This window comes from Paraburkholderia sp., assembly GCF_035656215.1.
In the GTDB taxonomy this organism is placed as follows: Bacteria; Pseudomonadota; Gammaproteobacteria; order Burkholderiales; family Burkholderiaceae; genus Paraburkholderia.
In genome coordinates, this window is record NZ_DASRSY010000002.1 from 1 (window position 1) to 13833 (window position 13833).

Sequence of the window (13833 nt, forward strand, 5' to 3'; positions counted from 1 at the left end):
TTGAAAGACCACGTGATGACGCTCGGCGAGAACCCGAATCAGGTGGCCGATCTGTTCCGCACCGGTTCGCTCGATATCGGCGGCATCTATTCGCCGGCTTTTTTCCCCGACCAGATCCGCAAGCCCGAGTACAAAATGGGCGTGACCTACGGCATGAAGGAAGGCTTCGCCACGCAGCTCATGTTCACGGTGATCCCGAAGTCGCATCCGGCCGACAGCGATCTGATCCACGCCTTCATCAACCATTCGCTCGATGCCGGCGTGCAAGGCCGCATGGCTGCCGACGTGCTGAACGGCCCGGTCAATTCGAAAGCGGTGATTCCCGCCGAGAGCCGTGCGTTCGTGCCGAGCCCGCAGCAGATCGCCGAGAAAGCGATCCTGCATGACGACAAGGCGCTTGCCGTCGTGCAGCCGGCCTGGATCAAGCGCTACACCGAAATTTTCTCGGCATGACCGCGATGCTCGCGCGCTTTTCGCGGCGTGCTTCGTCGGCGTCGGATGCTGCGTCTGACGCCGCGCCGGGTGACGCGCCGAGCGCGGTTTCCGGCTCGCCCGATAGCGCATCCGGCGCCCCGGACGAGTCGACGGAAACGGCGCTCGCGAAAGCGCGCCCCTGGCTTCTGCTCACGCCGATCCTGCTATTTCTCGCGATACTCGGCGCAGCAGCGCTCGTCGTGCTGCGTATGAGTTTCGGCACCCAAGGCAACGAATGGCACGGCTTCACGCTGCAGAACTACGCTGATCTCCTCGACGGCTATTTCATGAAGTCGTTGTGGCTCACGTTAAAGCTCGCTTTCCAAAGCATGATCTGCGCCGTGCTGCTGGCCATTCCCGTCGCGTTGGCGATGGCGCGCACCAAGTCGCGGCTCGCGCGACGGCTGTTGCTCGCGGGCGTGCTGCTGCCCTTGCTCGTCAATCTGCTGCTGCAAGGTTATGGCTGGCTGATCATTCTCGGACCGGCCGGCCTGCTCAATCACGCGCTGCTTGGCAGCGGCCTCGTCGACCGCCCGGTGATGTGGTTGTATCGCGAGCACGGCGTATTGCTCGGTTTGATTCAGACAGCGTTTCCGCTCGCCGTGCTGCCGTTGTCGAGTGCCATGCGCGCGGTCTCGAGCTCGTATGAAGAAGCCGCGGCGACGCTTGGCGCGACGCGTTGGCAAACGCTGTATCACGTGTTGCTGCCGCTCGCTATGCCGGGTCTCGTGTCCGGCGCCCTGCTCGTGTTCGCGTACAACGCCAGCGCATTCGCCGTGCCCCTGCTGCTCGGCGGACGCCGCGTGCCGATGCTCGCCGTGCTGGTGCACGACCAGGTCGCGCCCTTGCTGAACTGGCCCGCCGCTTCCGCATCGGGCGTCGTATTGATGATCGCGACGCTCACGGTGATGGCGCTGTCACAGCGCCTCGTGCGCCGTACGCAACGTCTCGCCGAGGAGCCCCACGCATGAGCACGCCGGTTCAAACTCCACGCCTGACGCGTCCGCCGGGTTCACCGCGCCTGCCGCGTTTGCCGCGTTTGCCGGCAACCATGCCCGGCCAGCTCGGCAAGGCCACCGCGCTGCTTGCGGCCATCGTGCTGTTTCTCGCCGCGCTACCGATCCTGACGATGATCACCATGTCGTTCAGCGCGGCCGACACGCTCGAATTCCCGCCGCACGCCTACGGCTTGCATTGGTACCGCGCGGCGTGGCATAGCTTCGTCTCCCCGGATGCAAGCGACTCCCTCTCGATGGGCGCCGCGCTCAGCACGAGCCTGATCGTCGCGCTCTCGACGATGGTCATCGCCACGCTTGTCTCAGTACCCGCCGCCTACGCACTGAGCCGCTACCGTTTTCGCGGCAAACCCGCAGTCGAACAACTGGTGGCGTTGCCGCTCGTCTATCCGCTGGTGATGCTTGGTTTGTCGCTGCTGCTGGTGTTCAACGTGCTGCCGATCGAACTCGGCGTATTCCGCCTGATCATCGCGCATGTGATTCTGGCGCTGCCGTTCACCGTGAAAAATTGCGCGGCGTCGGTAGCCTCGATCGGCCCGGAGTTCGAGGAAGCGGCCTGCGTGATGGGCGCGAGTCCGAGCCGCGCGCTGATCGACGTGATTTTGCCGCTCATGCGCCCCGGCATTCTCGCCGGCATGCTGTTCGCGTTCATCGTCTCGTTAAACGAGTTCACGGTGACCTTCTTCCTGTACGGCATCGACACGATGACGCTGCCGGTGTGGCTCTACAGCCGTACGGTGTCGTCGCTCGATCCGACCGTGTTCTGTTTCGCCGTATTCATCGTCGCGATCGACTTCGCGCTGATCTGGCTGCTCGAAAAGCTGATCGGTGACGAAGGGGTGGCGCTTTGACCACCGGTTCGATTCCCGCGGTGCTGATGCCTTTTTGCTGGAGCATTCGATGACCCACCTGACCTTGCAGGCCGTGACCAAGCGCTTCAACGCGGCTTATGCCGTCGACAGCGTCGATCTGAGCGTGCCCGACGGCAAGCTGGTGTGCTTTCTCGGACCGTCCGGCTGCGGCAAGACCACGCTCTTGCGCATGATCGCCGGGCTGGAAACGCCGAGCTCGGGCAACATCAATTTTGCCGGCCGCGACATCACGCGTCTGCCCGCCAATCAGCGCGACTTCGGCATGGTGTTTCAGTCGCTCGCGCTGTTTCCGCATATGACGGTCGCGCAGAACGTCGCGTATCCGCTCAAGCTGCGCAAGACCTCGAAAGACGCGCAGGCGCGCCGCGTCGCTGAATTGCTGGAGCTGATCCAGTTGCCGCATATGGCGCACCGGCCGGTCACGCAACTCTCCGGCGGCCAGCGGCAACGCGTGGCGATTGCACGCGCAATCGCGTCGCAACCAAAACTGCTGCTGCTCGACGAACCGCTCTCCGCGCTCGACGCCAAACTGCGCGAAGCGATGCAGGTCGAAATCCGCCTGCTGCAACAGCGTCTTGGCATCACAACGATCATGGTCACGCACGACCAGCGCGAAGCGATGACGATGGCTGACGAAATCGTGGTGATGGAGAAAGGCCGGATTGCGCAAGTCGGCAAACCGCTCGATATTTATCGCGACCCGGTCAGTGAATTCGTCGCTGACTTCATCGGGCTCGGCAACATCCTGCCGGTGACGTACGACGGTGCGGGCGGCGTCAGTCTGCCGGGTGGAAGACGCATTGCCGTTTCGCAACCGGTACGGATGCCGGAGTCCAACAGCGATATCCGTCTGCTGATCCGGCCGGAAGACGTGTGCGTCAAATCGGCGTCCGACGCTGCGGGGCAGAACCGGCTCGCGGGCACGGTGACTTTTATCCGCGACGTAGGGGCGTCGCTCGAAGCGACGATCGATTGCGCGGGCTTCACGCTAACCGCCGCGACCACGCCGCGCGAAACGCCAGGGCTGACGCTCGGCATGCCGGTGCTCGCGGAATTGCCACCGCACGCGTGCAAACTGATCGCTGCCCGCGCGGCGCGTTGAAACGCGTCGCTGAAGAACGTCATCGAGGCACGTCACCGAGACACGTCACCATGACACGCCACTGAAGCGTTCATAGAAACCCATTCCAATACCGAGTTTTCGACAGAGGAAAGACCATGAATCAGCCCCAAGTTGCCCAATCGAACGCACGCCGCGTCTTCGCCACCCTCGCCGCGACGCTCGCCTTCACCGGCCTCGGCGCACTGTGCGCGTTTTCGTCCGCCGCGCATGCCGACGCGCTCGACACTATCGCCAGGTCCGGCACCGTACGCATCGGCGTATTCGAAGACTACCCGCCGTTCGGCTCGATCGGCCCGGACATGAAGCCGATGGGCTACGACATCGACGTCGCCAATCTGATCGGCAAGTCGCTCAACGCGAAGGTCGAACTCGTGCAGGTGACCGGCGACAACCGCATGGCCTACCTCGCCGATCACAAGGCTGATCTGCTGCTTTCAGTCGGCCAGACGCCGGAACGCGAAAAGGTGATCGACTTCTCGCAGCCCTACGCGCCCTACTACCTCGCCGTCTTCGGCCCGAAAACGCTGCCCGTGAAGAACGCCGCCGACCTCGCCGGCAAGTCGATTTCGGTCGCGCGCGGCACACTGGAAGACCTGAGCGTGACCAAGATCGCACCGCCCACGGCGAACATCAAACGTTTCGACGATCCCAACGGCGCTATTTCGGCGTTTCTTTCTGGTCAGGTACAGCTGATGGTGGTCGGCAACGACGTCGGCGCAACCATTCTCGCGCGTCATCCGGCGAACGATCCGGAGCAGAAGTTCTCGCTATTCAGCTCGCCGGACCACGTCGGTTTGAACAAGAATGAGCCGCGTCTGAAGCAGAAAGTCGACGACACGATTGCCAAGGCCCGCAAGGACGGCACGATGAATGCCATTTCGCAGAAGTGGCTGCGTGCGCCGCTGCCGGCCAATCTCTGAACCTTTATTGCGCGGACGCCCCGAAGAAAGTCCCTTTGGGGGACCGGCTCGCCGGTCTGCGCCGGAGTTTGACCTCACGATGAGCGCCATGTCATGACCTATGCGTTCGATTTCAGCGGCTTCGGCCTGTATGCGGGGCTGCTCGCGCGCGGCGTCGCCGTCACGCTGGGGCTGACCGCCGTGTCCACCGTGCTCGGCGGCCTCGTCGGCATTGGCGGCGCGAGCATCGCGGTGGCCGGCCCGAAATGGGCGCGCTGGGTGGTCGCGACTTACGTCGAGCTGATCCGCAATACGCCGTTCATCGTGCAGTTGTTCTTCATCTTCTTCGGCTTGCCGAGCCTCGGCATTCATATCGACGAAGTGCAGGCCGCGATTCTGGCGATGACCGTCAATCTCGGCGCATATGCGATCGAAATCGTGCGCGCCGGTATCGATTCGATTCCGCGCGGCCAGGTGCAGGCGGCGCAAGCGCTCGGCCTGCATGGACGGCAAGTGTTTCGTTACGTCGTGTTGCCGCAGGCGGTCGCCAACGTGTTTCCCGCACTGCTGAGCCAGGTGTTGATCGTGATGCTCGGTTCGGCGGTGGTCTCGCAGATCTCGGTGCCCGATCTGACCTATGCGGCCAACTTCATCCAGTCGCGCAACTTCCGCTCGTTCGAAAGCTACGTGATCGTCACCGCGACGTATCTGGTGTTGTCGGTCATGTTGCGGCAACTCATGAACCGGCTCGGTCGCAACCTCTTCGCGGGCCGCGTGGCTCGCGGCGGCAGCAGCGACAGCTCGCCGCGCAACTGGCGCACCCGTCTGATGTGGCGCGGCGCCCGCACCTTGCCGACGGAGCGTTGATCATGGTCGAATTCACGCTGTGGGACATCGCCCGCAATCTGTTGCTCGCCGCCCGCTGGACGGTGTTGTTATCGCTGATCGCGTTTGTCGGCGGCGGCATTGTCGGGCTGATTCTGCTCGCGATGCGCGTATCGCCGTTGCCGTGGCTGCGGCGGATCGTTGTGGTGTATGTAGAAGTGTTTCAGGGTACGCCGTTGCTGATGCAGTTGTTTCTGGCATTCTTCGGCCTGCCGTTGCTGGGTGTCGACGTATCGCCCTGGGTCGCGGCGGCCGTCACGCTCACGCTTTATACCAGCGCCTATCTGGTCGATATCTGGCGCGGTTGCGTGGAAGCTGTGCCGCGTGGCCAGTGGGCAGCAGGGGCGAGTCTCGGCATGACGTTCAGCCAGCAACTGCGCTACATCATCTGGCCGCAGGCGCTGAAGATCGCCGTGGCGCCGACCGTCGGCTTCCTTGTGCAAGTGGTGAAAAGCACGGCGCTCGCGTCGATCATCGGCTTCACGGAATTGACCAAGACCGGCACGATGATCACGAATGCCGCATTCCGCCCGTTCCCGATCTACGGCATGGTCGCGATGATTTACTTCGCGATGTGTTTCCCGTTGACGTGGTATGCGCGGGTGCTGGAGAACCGGCAGAAGGTGGGGCAGCACCGGTGACTTGCCGTTGGCTGTTCTTTGCTGCACTGAACTCCGCCCAAAGCGCTTAGTGGCCCTCACACACATTCGTAAAAAACGGCAACCGTTTCAACCGGTTGCCGTTTTTTTTTGTTGCCACAGCGATTTGACTACTTCGCCGCCTGCGTCAACTTCCGCAACTTTGCCACGTCACCTGACGTAACTGCTGGCCCACCGTTATTCCACCCGGCCCGCACGAAGGTCAGTACATCGGCGATCTGCTGATCGTTGAGCACCGGCGCGTACTTCGGCATCGGATACGGCGCGGGAATGCCGCCGATCACCAGGTCCTCCGTGCCGTTCAGCGTCACGTTGATCAGCGACGACGAATCCTTCTCCAGCACGTTCGGATTCCCCGCCAATGGCGCGAGCATCGGCGCAAAGCCGCGTCCATCCACGCCGTGGCAGTGCATGCAATACGCCGTATAAACACGCGCACCGGCATCGTTCGCGGGACGGTTCAACGATACCTTCGTCGTTTTCGGATCGTACGTATAGGGCGGCGCACCGTTGCCGCCAGCCGGTGGTAGCGACTTCAGGTACGCGGATATCGCCGCGATGTGGAAGTGAAACGGGATTCAAATCAATGCGTTACCATTGCCACATTGGCTTGATCTGACGCGCTTCGCGTACGTGCATCATTCTTGTTGATGCATCCTCGAGCGATTTTGTTAGCATGGATCTGGCTTGACCCGATCGCCCGGCCTGATCCGGTATGACTATCCGAAGGAGCGGCAAGATGAACGACCAGCAATGCACTCAATTCCTCTCGGAGATTCGCAGACCGCTATTGGCGCTGCATAAGTCGATTCTCGATCACGAACGTGCATCGTACGAAAAGGAATTCGGCCCCGTGACACCGGCAGCCTTCCTGCAAGTGCTCATCAACGGCTCGGGGTTCCGCTGGCTCACGCCGCTCTCCACGGTGATCGCGAACGTCGACGAAATTCTTGACGACAAGGAAGCGGATGCAGCCGATCGGCTCGCCGCAGCCGAGGCAATCACTGGCCTCTTTTCCCCCGACCAGCCCGACAACGCGTTCCTGCCGCGCTACCTGCCGCTCCTGCAAGCCGACCCGGCGATCCTGCATCACCACGGTCAGGTTTCGCAACTGCTGCGCGGCACTGAATCGAAGTAGCCGGCGGCGCGTTACTTCGCCTGGGCTTCGTTGGCGCTAGCTGGACGTCGTCGCTGTGGTTGAGCGCGGCTGCACGACGTCTTGAGATGGCTGCACCTTTGGCTCCCGAATTCTCTCACCATTGCCAGGCGCGCATTTCGGTCGATCGCGCGTCGTCTTGTTGAATACCGGATCGACACGCCCGCGATGATTACCAGGCTTTCCGCATCCCGCCGACACAACGACACCCTATTTCAAGGTGATTTATGCTCGTTTCGTAATAGTGGGCCGTGCGTGTGCCGCTCATCGGTCAATCCAGCGATGCCGTCAGCCACAATCTTTTGAATTTGCCTGGCTTTGCTGAATAAAACAAAGGTGAGCTTTTGCGGGACGCCTTCCGCGGATGCTGCGAAAAGCCAGTCAGCGCGCCCTGGAGCACCCTGTTAAGGTAAGCAGGCTTTCTCACGACACTCATCGTTATGCAAAACTGGCCGCTTCCCGAAAGCTATACGTTTCGCGATCAAACCGTGCGCTTTAGCGTGACCGGCAACGGTCCGCCGCTGGTGCTGGTTCATGGCACACCGTTTTCTTCGTATGTGTGGCATCGCATCGCGCCGCATCTCGCGCAAATTCGCACCGTCTATTACTACGATCTGCTCGGCTACGGCCAATCCGAGCAGCGCGACGCTCAGGACGTCTCGCTCGGTGTGCAGAATGTCCTGCTGGCGGAATTGCTCGCGCATTGGCAACTGACGAGTCCGGACGTCATCGCGCACGATTTCGGCGGCGCAACGTCCTTGCGCGCACATCTCATTGACGGGTGCGACTATCGCAGCCTCACACTGATCGATCCGGTTGCGGTCGCGCCATGGGGTTCGCCGTTCGTGCGGCACGTGCGTGAACACGGCGCGGCGTTCGCCGGGCTGCCGCCCTATATCCATGAAGCCGTGGTGAAGGCATACGTGCGTGGCGCCATCGCTCGCGACATTCCGGACGAGGAACTCGCGCCTTATGTGACGCCGTGGCTCGGCGCAACGGGACAAGCCGCGTTCTACCGCCAGATCGCCCAAATGGATCAGCGTTACACCGACGAGGTCGAAGCACGCTATTCGCAGATACGTTGCCCGACGCAAATCCTGTGGGGTGAAGAAGATCAGTGGATTCCGCTCGAACGCGGCCGGCACCTGGCGGCGGCCATACCCGAGACCCGCTTTCAGTCGGTGCCTAAGTCCGGGCATCTGATGCAGGAAGATGCGCCCGAAGCGATCGTCGCGGCGGCGCTGCGCTGGTTCGATTGAAGGCGCGCACCTGTCACCGGATTTATTCAGTACCGGATGCGGACGCCTGGACGTGAAAAAGCAGCGGCCCGGCAATTGATTTACCGGGATCGCTGCTTGTGCAGATATGCGGCGGAAACGCCCGCTGATAGCGCTAGCCGCGGCCTTGCGGCAAATAGGGCATCGGATCGATCGGCTTGCCGTCGCGGCGCAACTCGAAGCCCACGGAAACGCGCGAGTTATTTTCATCGCCCATCTCGGCAATCTGCTGACCTTGCCGCACGACGTCACCGATTTTGACCAACAGCTTGCGGTTATGCGAGTACGCGGTCAGAAAGTCCTTGTTGTGCTGGACGATGATCAAACTGCCGTAGCTATTCAGACCGGTGCCGGCGTACATCACCTTGCCATCGGCCGCGGCCCGAACCGGATCGCCCGCCTTGCCGCCGATTTCGATGCCGCGCGTTTCACCCGGCTGGAAGGCTTCGACTACGCGGCCACCCGCAGGCCATGCCAGCGACACGCCGTTCGCATGCCGGGACGTTTCTTTCGCGACTTCGCGCACCTCGGCGGCGCTCGGCGCGGCTGAGGTTGTGGCGGACTGCGCCGTTGCCTGCGACGTGGTTGCCGCCGACGCCTGCTGCGCTGCAAGCGGAACAGCGGACGCGGATGCCGCCGTGGTCTTTGCCGCGGCCGCTGCAGCGTTGGCCGCATTGACTGCCCGCACCGTTTCCGGCGAGGCGACGTGCAGCACCTGCCCCTGCTTCAACCGCGAGGAAGGCTTGAGACCATTCCACGCCTGCAACTGTCTGACACTGCAATGATGACGCTGCGCGACGCGCGCCAACGTGTCGCCACGCTTGACGCGATACACCAAGGGCGGCGCATTTTTTAGCGGCGTGCCGTCGTCAGCGGCGGCCAGCACCGACATGCCTGCAAGCGCATTGGAAGCTGGCGCTACGGCCGCCGCCGGCGCAGCGGACGCGGCCGATGTACCCGATGCGCCCACTGCCGCGCCGGTTTGCGCGCCCTGCTGCCCCACATTCGCACAACCGCTGACCGCCAGCGCGACCCACACGCCAGCCAGACTGGCCATCATCGTTCTGTCGAAACGCTTTCCCAACATGTTCGACTCCTGCTTTTTATTGGCGGGATGAGTGCTGCCCTGTCGCGTGCGATGCGCACATTCTGATGAAGTGCTGCATTCTTTCGCAACACAGCGAGGCCGCCTCGTGCGACGCCCACTCATGCCCTGCCGTCCAACCCAATCCCTTTCGCCTTGCCGGATGCCCGGATGCCCGGACTCTCGAAGCCCGGAAGCCGGAAGCCCGGACGCCCGGAAGCCCGGAAGCCCGATAACAGGCGATCTTCCGCGAAAAGGGCCAGATTGCCGATTAAATTTCACGCGGAATTGTAAAGTGCGTTTTGCAAAAAACGCCCCGCCCCACACACTCTGATACAAACCTTACGCACCGTGTCGCAGACACGGTTGCGTGTGCAACCAGTCCAGCGCCGCATGCTCTCGAGCAACTGCTACGCCGTGCAGGTTCGGTCGCCGCCGCCCTGGCTGCCTAACCCGATGTACAAGATCGGTCTGCGCCTCATGCGCGGTGTCGGCCTGGAGCCTCTACCCGCACGGTCGCAAAGACCCGTAAACGGCTGTGCCGCCGGACGACCGGACGATAACGTTTGCTTTAACGGCAAAACGTCACTGAAACTTGAATCGCCGGTCGCCGCAACGGTGAGCGTGGAGGGAGAAATGCGTTGGCGAGCGGACAGGCCTCTGCCCATTCCACTCGATAAGACAGCGGCCGATTAGCTGTAGGTTTGGCCTTGATACTTCACGTAGCCGACCGGATGATGGGTGAAGTGCAGCACCGGTAGAACGGGATTGCTGTTATCGGCGGTTGGATAAGCGCTGGCTTCGGAGATGTATTCGCCCTGCACCTCGATCGGTTGCCCGATCTGCAGCCCGGGGATTTGCTGTGCGAGCCCCTCGCTATCGCCGAAGCGCACGGCAACGAATACTTCAGTGCCGACCAGGTTCTGCGTGCCACCTTCGAACTTCACGACCGTATCGATCTTGATGACGAATTGCTGATGATCGGCGGCATGGTGAAATTCCGGGCTGAGAAACACCTTGCTGATCGTGGCTTGCACACAGGCGAGCGGCGCACCCAGCGAATTAGGGAAACTATGATGAGGAAGAGTCTGCGTCGCGAGATTATTCATGAAGTCTCCGTGAAGGGAACCCGATTGGTCTACGGCAAAACGTAGACCGCGCCGCCGGGCGGCAGCGGCGCGATACCATTTGAGCAGATCAATGCGCGTGAGTTCATTACGCGCCATTCACAGGAGACACGATGACCCAGGCTCCGCAAGCGCAAATCATCAGCGTCCATATCGCGCGCGACTGGCGCGATGTCTACGCTTTCACTTCGCCACCGGAAGCGTTTCCGATGTGGGCATCCGGGCTAGGCAAACCGCTGCGCCACGAAGGCACGAGGTGGATATTCGAAGGCAGCGAGGGCCCGGTGACGGTGCGCTTCGCCGCCATCAACGACTACGGCGTGCTCGACCACTACGTGCTCTTGCCCGACGGCAACGAGATCTACATCCCGCTGCGTGTGATCGCCAATGGCAGCGGCAGCGACGTACAGTTCACCCTGTTTCGCGTGCCCGGCATGACAGATGAAAAATTCGCCGCCGACGCGCAGTGGGTCGAGCGCGATCTGAGCAACCTGAAGGCGTTGCTGGAAGACCAAGGTTGATGTGCTCGCCGGAAGCTGCTGCGTGATGACATTCCGCATCGCAGCCCACGCATAAAAAAAACCGGCGCCTTTGACGGCACCGGCTCTTCCTTACATCACGCTTGACGCCAGACTTGCAGCGCCCAGCGTGTGACACGCTTTAACGCAGTGCTTTCACCGCATCGGCCGTCACGTCGGCAGGTTGGCCGCCGTACGTCGCGCGCAGATAATTCGCGAGTTGCGCGAGTTCCGTGTCGCTGAGTTGCGTGGCAAATCCCGGCATGTCCTGCATCCGTTCAAGGCCCGGGAAATCCTGCGCGCCAATGCCGTCCAGCATCGCCACAATCAGGTTATGCGCATCGCTTTGACGCACCGTCGAATTGGCATGCATCGGCACCGCGACGTGCGGCTTGCCCTCACCGCCAAGACCGTGACAGCCGGCACACACCGCGAGATACACATTGCGCCCCGCCTCGAGTTGCGCTGCATCGGCCGAGACCGACTGCAACGGTTGCGGCGCCGGCGCCTGGTCACCGAGCAGATACGTCGACATCGCGCGCAGATCGTCGTGCGTCATGTACTGAGTGCTTAGATGCACAACCGGATACATTTCGCCAAAGGCCGAACCTTGCGGCGCGATGCCCGTGACGAAGAACGTCTGCAGATCGGCGGCCGTCCAGCCACGCGCCGCCAAACCGTGCGGCGTGATGTCCGGTGCGGCGATCCGGCCGAGCGCCGCGCCCGTCAGCGGCTTCGCGCCGTCGAGCTGGCCGAACTTGCCGCGCGGTGTGTGACATTCAGCGCAATGGCCGAGCGCGTTCACCAGATAGCGGCCACGATTCCAGTCCGCGGACGCTCCGGAGGACGTCCCATTGGGGGGTTGCCCTTTCGATGCGTCCGGCAACGTGTCCGTCAGGAACATCCAGTCCCAGAAGCGCACGCCAAACCGCATGTTGAACGGGAACGACAGTTCGGGTTCGTGGTTCGCCACGGCTGCCGGCTTCTGCGCCATCAGATACGCGTAGATGGCATCGCTATCCGCGCGGGACAACTGACGGTAGGACGTGTACGGCATGGCCGGATACAACTGCTTGGTCGGCGTCACGCCGTCGTGCAGCGCCTTGTAGAGATCGTCCGCACTCCAGTTGCCGATGCCGTGGTCCTTGTCCGGCGTGATGTTGGTGCCGTAGAAGGTCCCGAACGGCGAGGCCAGCTTCACGCCACCGGCGAACGGCGCACCGTCTGCCGTGGTGTGACAGGCGGCACAGTCGGCAGCTTTGACGAGATAACGGCCGCGCGCGAGCGGATCGGCGGCGGTGGATTGCGGCCCCAACGCGGCTGCTGCCTGCATTGCAGCAGCAGAGTCGTCGTGCTTGCCGCAAGCACTTAGCAAAGCGGCCGTGCCGAGCAACAGCAGCGCACGCCGCAAATTCATGGAGCGGCTCATCATGCGGCGTCCTTTACGAGGCCGGGCGTGGTCATTACGACTTCTTTCACGGCTTCGTAGTAGCGCACGTAGCCCGTGCACCGGCAGATGTGATCGTTCAGCCCTTTGGTGATGGTTTGCTCGACCTGGTCTTTGGTGATCGGCTGACGCTTCAGACGTTCGATCAGCACGGTCGCCGCATTGACGAAACCGGGCGTACAGTAGCCGCACTGAAAACTGAAGTGTTCAAGAAACTTCTGCTGGATCGGCGACAGTTCGACGACCTCGCCTGCTTCGTTGCGCTTCGCGTGGCCTTCGATCGTGCGGATGGTTTTGCCGTGGAAGAAATTCGCGCCCGTGATGCAGGTGCGCACTTCTTCGCTGGTGCCGTCCGGCTTGTCGACGATCACGACGCACGCATGGCAGATGCCCTGGCCGCAGCCGAGACGCGAGCCGGTCAGGTGCAGATACTCGTGCAGGAAATCGATCATCATCAAGCCGGCGGGCACGTCGGTCGGGCCGACGACCTCACCGTTCACCTTGACCGACACCGGCAGCGTGCGGAAATGCGTCAACGGACGCTCGACCACGGTAGCGGCCGGTGCGCCGGCGGACGCCGTCACGCCCGACGCAGCGGAAGCCGGGTAAGCGGCTGCGGAGCCCGAGGCACCGGCAGTAACGGATGCCGCGGCAGCAGCCGAAGCGGAAGCGGAAGCGGAAGCGCCAGAGACTTTGCCTGAGGCAACGGCGGCACTCGCCGCATTGCTTGCAGCATTAACGGAAGTTTGAGTGGGGGCCGTCATGCGAGCACCTCCTGAATACGTTGCGGGGTGACCGGCAGGTCGGTAAAGCGATGGCCGATCGCGTGCGCGATACCGTTCACGATGGCGCCGACCACCGGAATCATCACCACTTCGGCGATGCCCTTCGGCGGATCGGTTTCGGTGAGCGGCGGCAGCACTTCGCCGGTCTGGGCCCAGACGGCGACGTCAGTCGCGCGCGGCAGGTGGTATCGGTTGAAGTTCCACGTGCCATTGCCCGGACCATCCTCGTATAGCGGCAGATACTCGTGCAAGGCGTGGCCGATACCCATTGCGAGACCGCCTTGCAACTGGCCCGACACGAGTTGCGGCGAGAGCTGATTGCCGCATTCCATGATCGAGTGATGCGCGAGCAGGTCGACCTTGCCGCTCGCCTCATGCACCGACAACTCGACCAAAGTGCCGACCGCGCTGTAGTACGTCACAGCCGCGTTGTTGCGCTGAACCGGCGGAATGAACACGCGCTGACGGTCGAGCACGCGGTAGCGGTTCGCGGTGGTTTGCAGTTTCTTTT

General features: G+C 62.4%; 14 protein-coding genes and 2 pseudogenes. 10 read left to right on the plus strand and 6 right to left on the minus strand.

The window, feature by feature from the left end:
- From VFE81_RS00020 to VFE81_RS00050, 7 genes and pseudogenes are all read left to right on the plus strand, one after another.
- A pseudogene (locus tag VFE81_RS00020) lies at window positions 1-453 on the plus strand (ABC transporter substrate-binding protein); the annotation flags it as partial.
- Complete coding sequence (locus VFE81_RS00025) at window positions 450-1445, plus strand: ABC transporter permease (protein WP_325042628.1); 996 nt, start codon at window positions 450-452, stop codon at window positions 1443-1445. The pseudogene VFE81_RS00020 and the gene VFE81_RS00025, both read left to right, overlap by 4 nt.
- Window positions 1442-2341, plus strand: a complete 900-nt coding sequence (locus VFE81_RS00030) for an ABC transporter permease (protein ID WP_325042629.1) — start codon at window positions 1442-1444, stop codon at window positions 2339-2341. Before VFE81_RS00025 ends, VFE81_RS00030 begins: the two co-directional genes overlap by 4 nt.
- Before the next feature lie 49 nt (window positions 2342-2390).
- Window positions 2391-3464, plus strand: coding sequence for an ABC transporter ATP-binding protein (locus VFE81_RS00035; protein WP_325042630.1), 1074 nt, complete (start codon window positions 2391-2393; stop codon window positions 3462-3464).
- 116 nt (window positions 3465-3580) lie between these two features.
- Window positions 3581-4405 (plus strand): transporter substrate-binding domain-containing protein, encoded by an 825-nt coding sequence (locus VFE81_RS00040; protein ID WP_325042631.1) that lies wholly within the window; start codon window positions 3581-3583, stop codon window positions 4403-4405.
- Between the two features lie 93 nt (window positions 4406-4498).
- Window positions 4499-5251: an amino acid ABC transporter permease gene (locus VFE81_RS00045; RefSeq protein WP_325042632.1), complete on the plus strand. Its 753-nt coding sequence runs from the start codon at window positions 4499-4501 to the stop codon at window positions 5249-5251.
- Between the two features lie 2 nt (window positions 5252-5253).
- Window positions 5254-5910, plus strand: a complete 657-nt coding sequence (locus VFE81_RS00050; protein ID WP_325042633.1) for an amino acid ABC transporter permease — start codon at window positions 5254-5256, stop codon at window positions 5908-5910.
- A gap of 128 nt (window positions 5911-6038) precedes the next feature.
- Here the strand turns inward: VFE81_RS00050 and VFE81_RS00055 are convergent.
- Window positions 6039-6488: pseudogene (locus tag VFE81_RS00055) on the minus strand (c-type cytochrome); the annotation flags it as partial.
- A 179-nt stretch (window positions 6489-6667) separates the two neighbouring features.
- Here VFE81_RS00055 and VFE81_RS00060 point away from each other — a divergent pair.
- Window positions 6668-7066 carry a hypothetical protein gene (locus tag VFE81_RS00060; RefSeq protein ID WP_325042634.1) on the plus strand — a complete coding sequence of 133 codons (399 nt, stop codon included), beginning with the start codon at window positions 6668-6670 and terminating at the stop codon, window positions 7064-7066.
- A 458-nt stretch (window positions 7067-7524) separates the two neighbouring features.
- Window positions 7525-8343, plus strand: coding sequence for an alpha/beta hydrolase (locus VFE81_RS00065; RefSeq protein ID WP_325042635.1), 819 nt, complete (start codon window positions 7525-7527; stop codon window positions 8341-8343).
- Between the two features lie 133 nt (window positions 8344-8476).
- On the opposite strand, the gene VFE81_RS00070 is transcribed toward VFE81_RS00065, so the two are convergent.
- Window positions 8477-9448, minus strand: a complete 972-nt coding sequence (locus VFE81_RS00070; protein ID WP_325042636.1) for a M23 family metallopeptidase — start codon at window positions 9446-9448, stop codon at window positions 8477-8479.
- Between the two features lie 689 nt (window positions 9449-10137).
- Window positions 10138-10554, minus strand: coding sequence for a hypothetical protein (locus VFE81_RS00075; protein WP_325042637.1), 417 nt, complete (start codon window positions 10552-10554; stop codon window positions 10138-10140).
- Between the two features lie 131 nt (window positions 10555-10685).
- Between VFE81_RS00075 and VFE81_RS00080 the strand changes: the two genes are divergently transcribed.
- Window positions 10686-11093 (plus strand): SRPBCC family protein, encoded by a 408-nt coding sequence (locus VFE81_RS00080; protein ID WP_325042638.1) that lies wholly within the window; start codon window positions 10686-10688, stop codon window positions 11091-11093.
- A 139-nt stretch (window positions 11094-11232) separates the two neighbouring features.
- Here VFE81_RS00080 and VFE81_RS00085 read toward each other — a convergent pair whose 3' ends face one another.
- The 3 genes from VFE81_RS00085 to VFE81_RS00095 form a co-directional block, all read right to left on the minus strand.
- On the minus strand, window positions 11233-12522 hold the full coding sequence (locus tag VFE81_RS00085) for a cytochrome c (RefSeq protein WP_325042639.1): 1290 nt from the start codon (window positions 12520-12522) through the stop codon (window positions 11233-11235).
- On the minus strand, window positions 12519-13301 hold the full coding sequence (locus VFE81_RS00090; protein WP_325042640.1) for a (2Fe-2S)-binding protein: 783 nt from the start codon (window positions 13299-13301) through the stop codon (window positions 12519-12521). Before VFE81_RS00090 ends, VFE81_RS00085 begins: the two co-directional genes overlap by 4 nt.
- Window positions 13298-13833 (minus strand): molybdopterin cofactor-binding domain-containing protein (locus VFE81_RS00095; protein WP_325042641.1); only part of this gene is annotated, 536 nt, incomplete at its 5' end. The genes VFE81_RS00095 and VFE81_RS00090, both read right to left, overlap by 4 nt.

Excerpts from the sequence above, each read along its gene's own strand:
- VFE81_RS00070 (WP_325042636.1), bottom strand. The coding sequence starts at position 9,448 with ATGTTGGGAAAGCGTTTCGACAGAACGATGATGGCCAGTCTGGCTGGC.
- VFE81_RS00085 (WP_325042639.1), bottom strand. The coding sequence starts at position 12,522 with ATGATGAGCCGCTCCATGAATTTGCGGCGTGCGCTGCTGTTGCTCGGC.
- VFE81_RS00060 (WP_325042634.1), top strand. The coding sequence starts at position 6,668 with ATGAACGACCAGCAATGCACTCAATTCCTCTCGGAGATTCGCAGACCG.
- VFE81_RS00080 (WP_325042638.1), top strand. The coding sequence starts at position 10,686 with ATGACCCAGGCTCCGCAAGCGCAAATCATCAGCGTCCATATCGCGCGC.
- VFE81_RS00040 (WP_325042631.1), top strand. The coding sequence starts at position 3,581 with ATGAATCAGCCCCAAGTTGCCCAATCGAACGCACGCCGCGTCTTCGCC.
- VFE81_RS00045 (WP_325042632.1), top strand. The coding sequence starts at position 4,499 with ATGACCTATGCGTTCGATTTCAGCGGCTTCGGCCTGTATGCGGGGCTG.
- VFE81_RS00025 (WP_325042628.1), top strand. The coding sequence starts at position 450 with ATGACCGCGATGCTCGCGCGCTTTTCGCGGCGTGCTTCGTCGGCGTCG.
- VFE81_RS00035 (WP_325042630.1), top strand. The coding sequence starts at position 2,391 with ATGACCCACCTGACCTTGCAGGCCGTGACCAAGCGCTTCAACGCGGCT.
- VFE81_RS00030 (WP_325042629.1), top strand. The coding sequence starts at position 1,442 with ATGAGCACGCCGGTTCAAACTCCACGCCTGACGCGTCCGCCGGGTTCA.
- VFE81_RS00075 (WP_325042637.1), bottom strand. The coding sequence starts at position 10,554 with ATGAATAATCTCGCGACGCAGACTCTTCCTCATCATAGTTTCCCTAAT.
- VFE81_RS00090 (WP_325042640.1), bottom strand. The coding sequence starts at position 13,301 with ATGACGGCCCCCACTCAAACTTCCGTTAATGCTGCAAGCAATGCGGCG.
- VFE81_RS00050 (WP_325042633.1), top strand. The coding sequence starts at position 5,254 with ATGGTCGAATTCACGCTGTGGGACATCGCCCGCAATCTGTTGCTCGCC.
- VFE81_RS00065 (WP_325042635.1), top strand. The coding sequence starts at position 7,525 with ATGCAAAACTGGCCGCTTCCCGAAAGCTATACGTTTCGCGATCAAACC.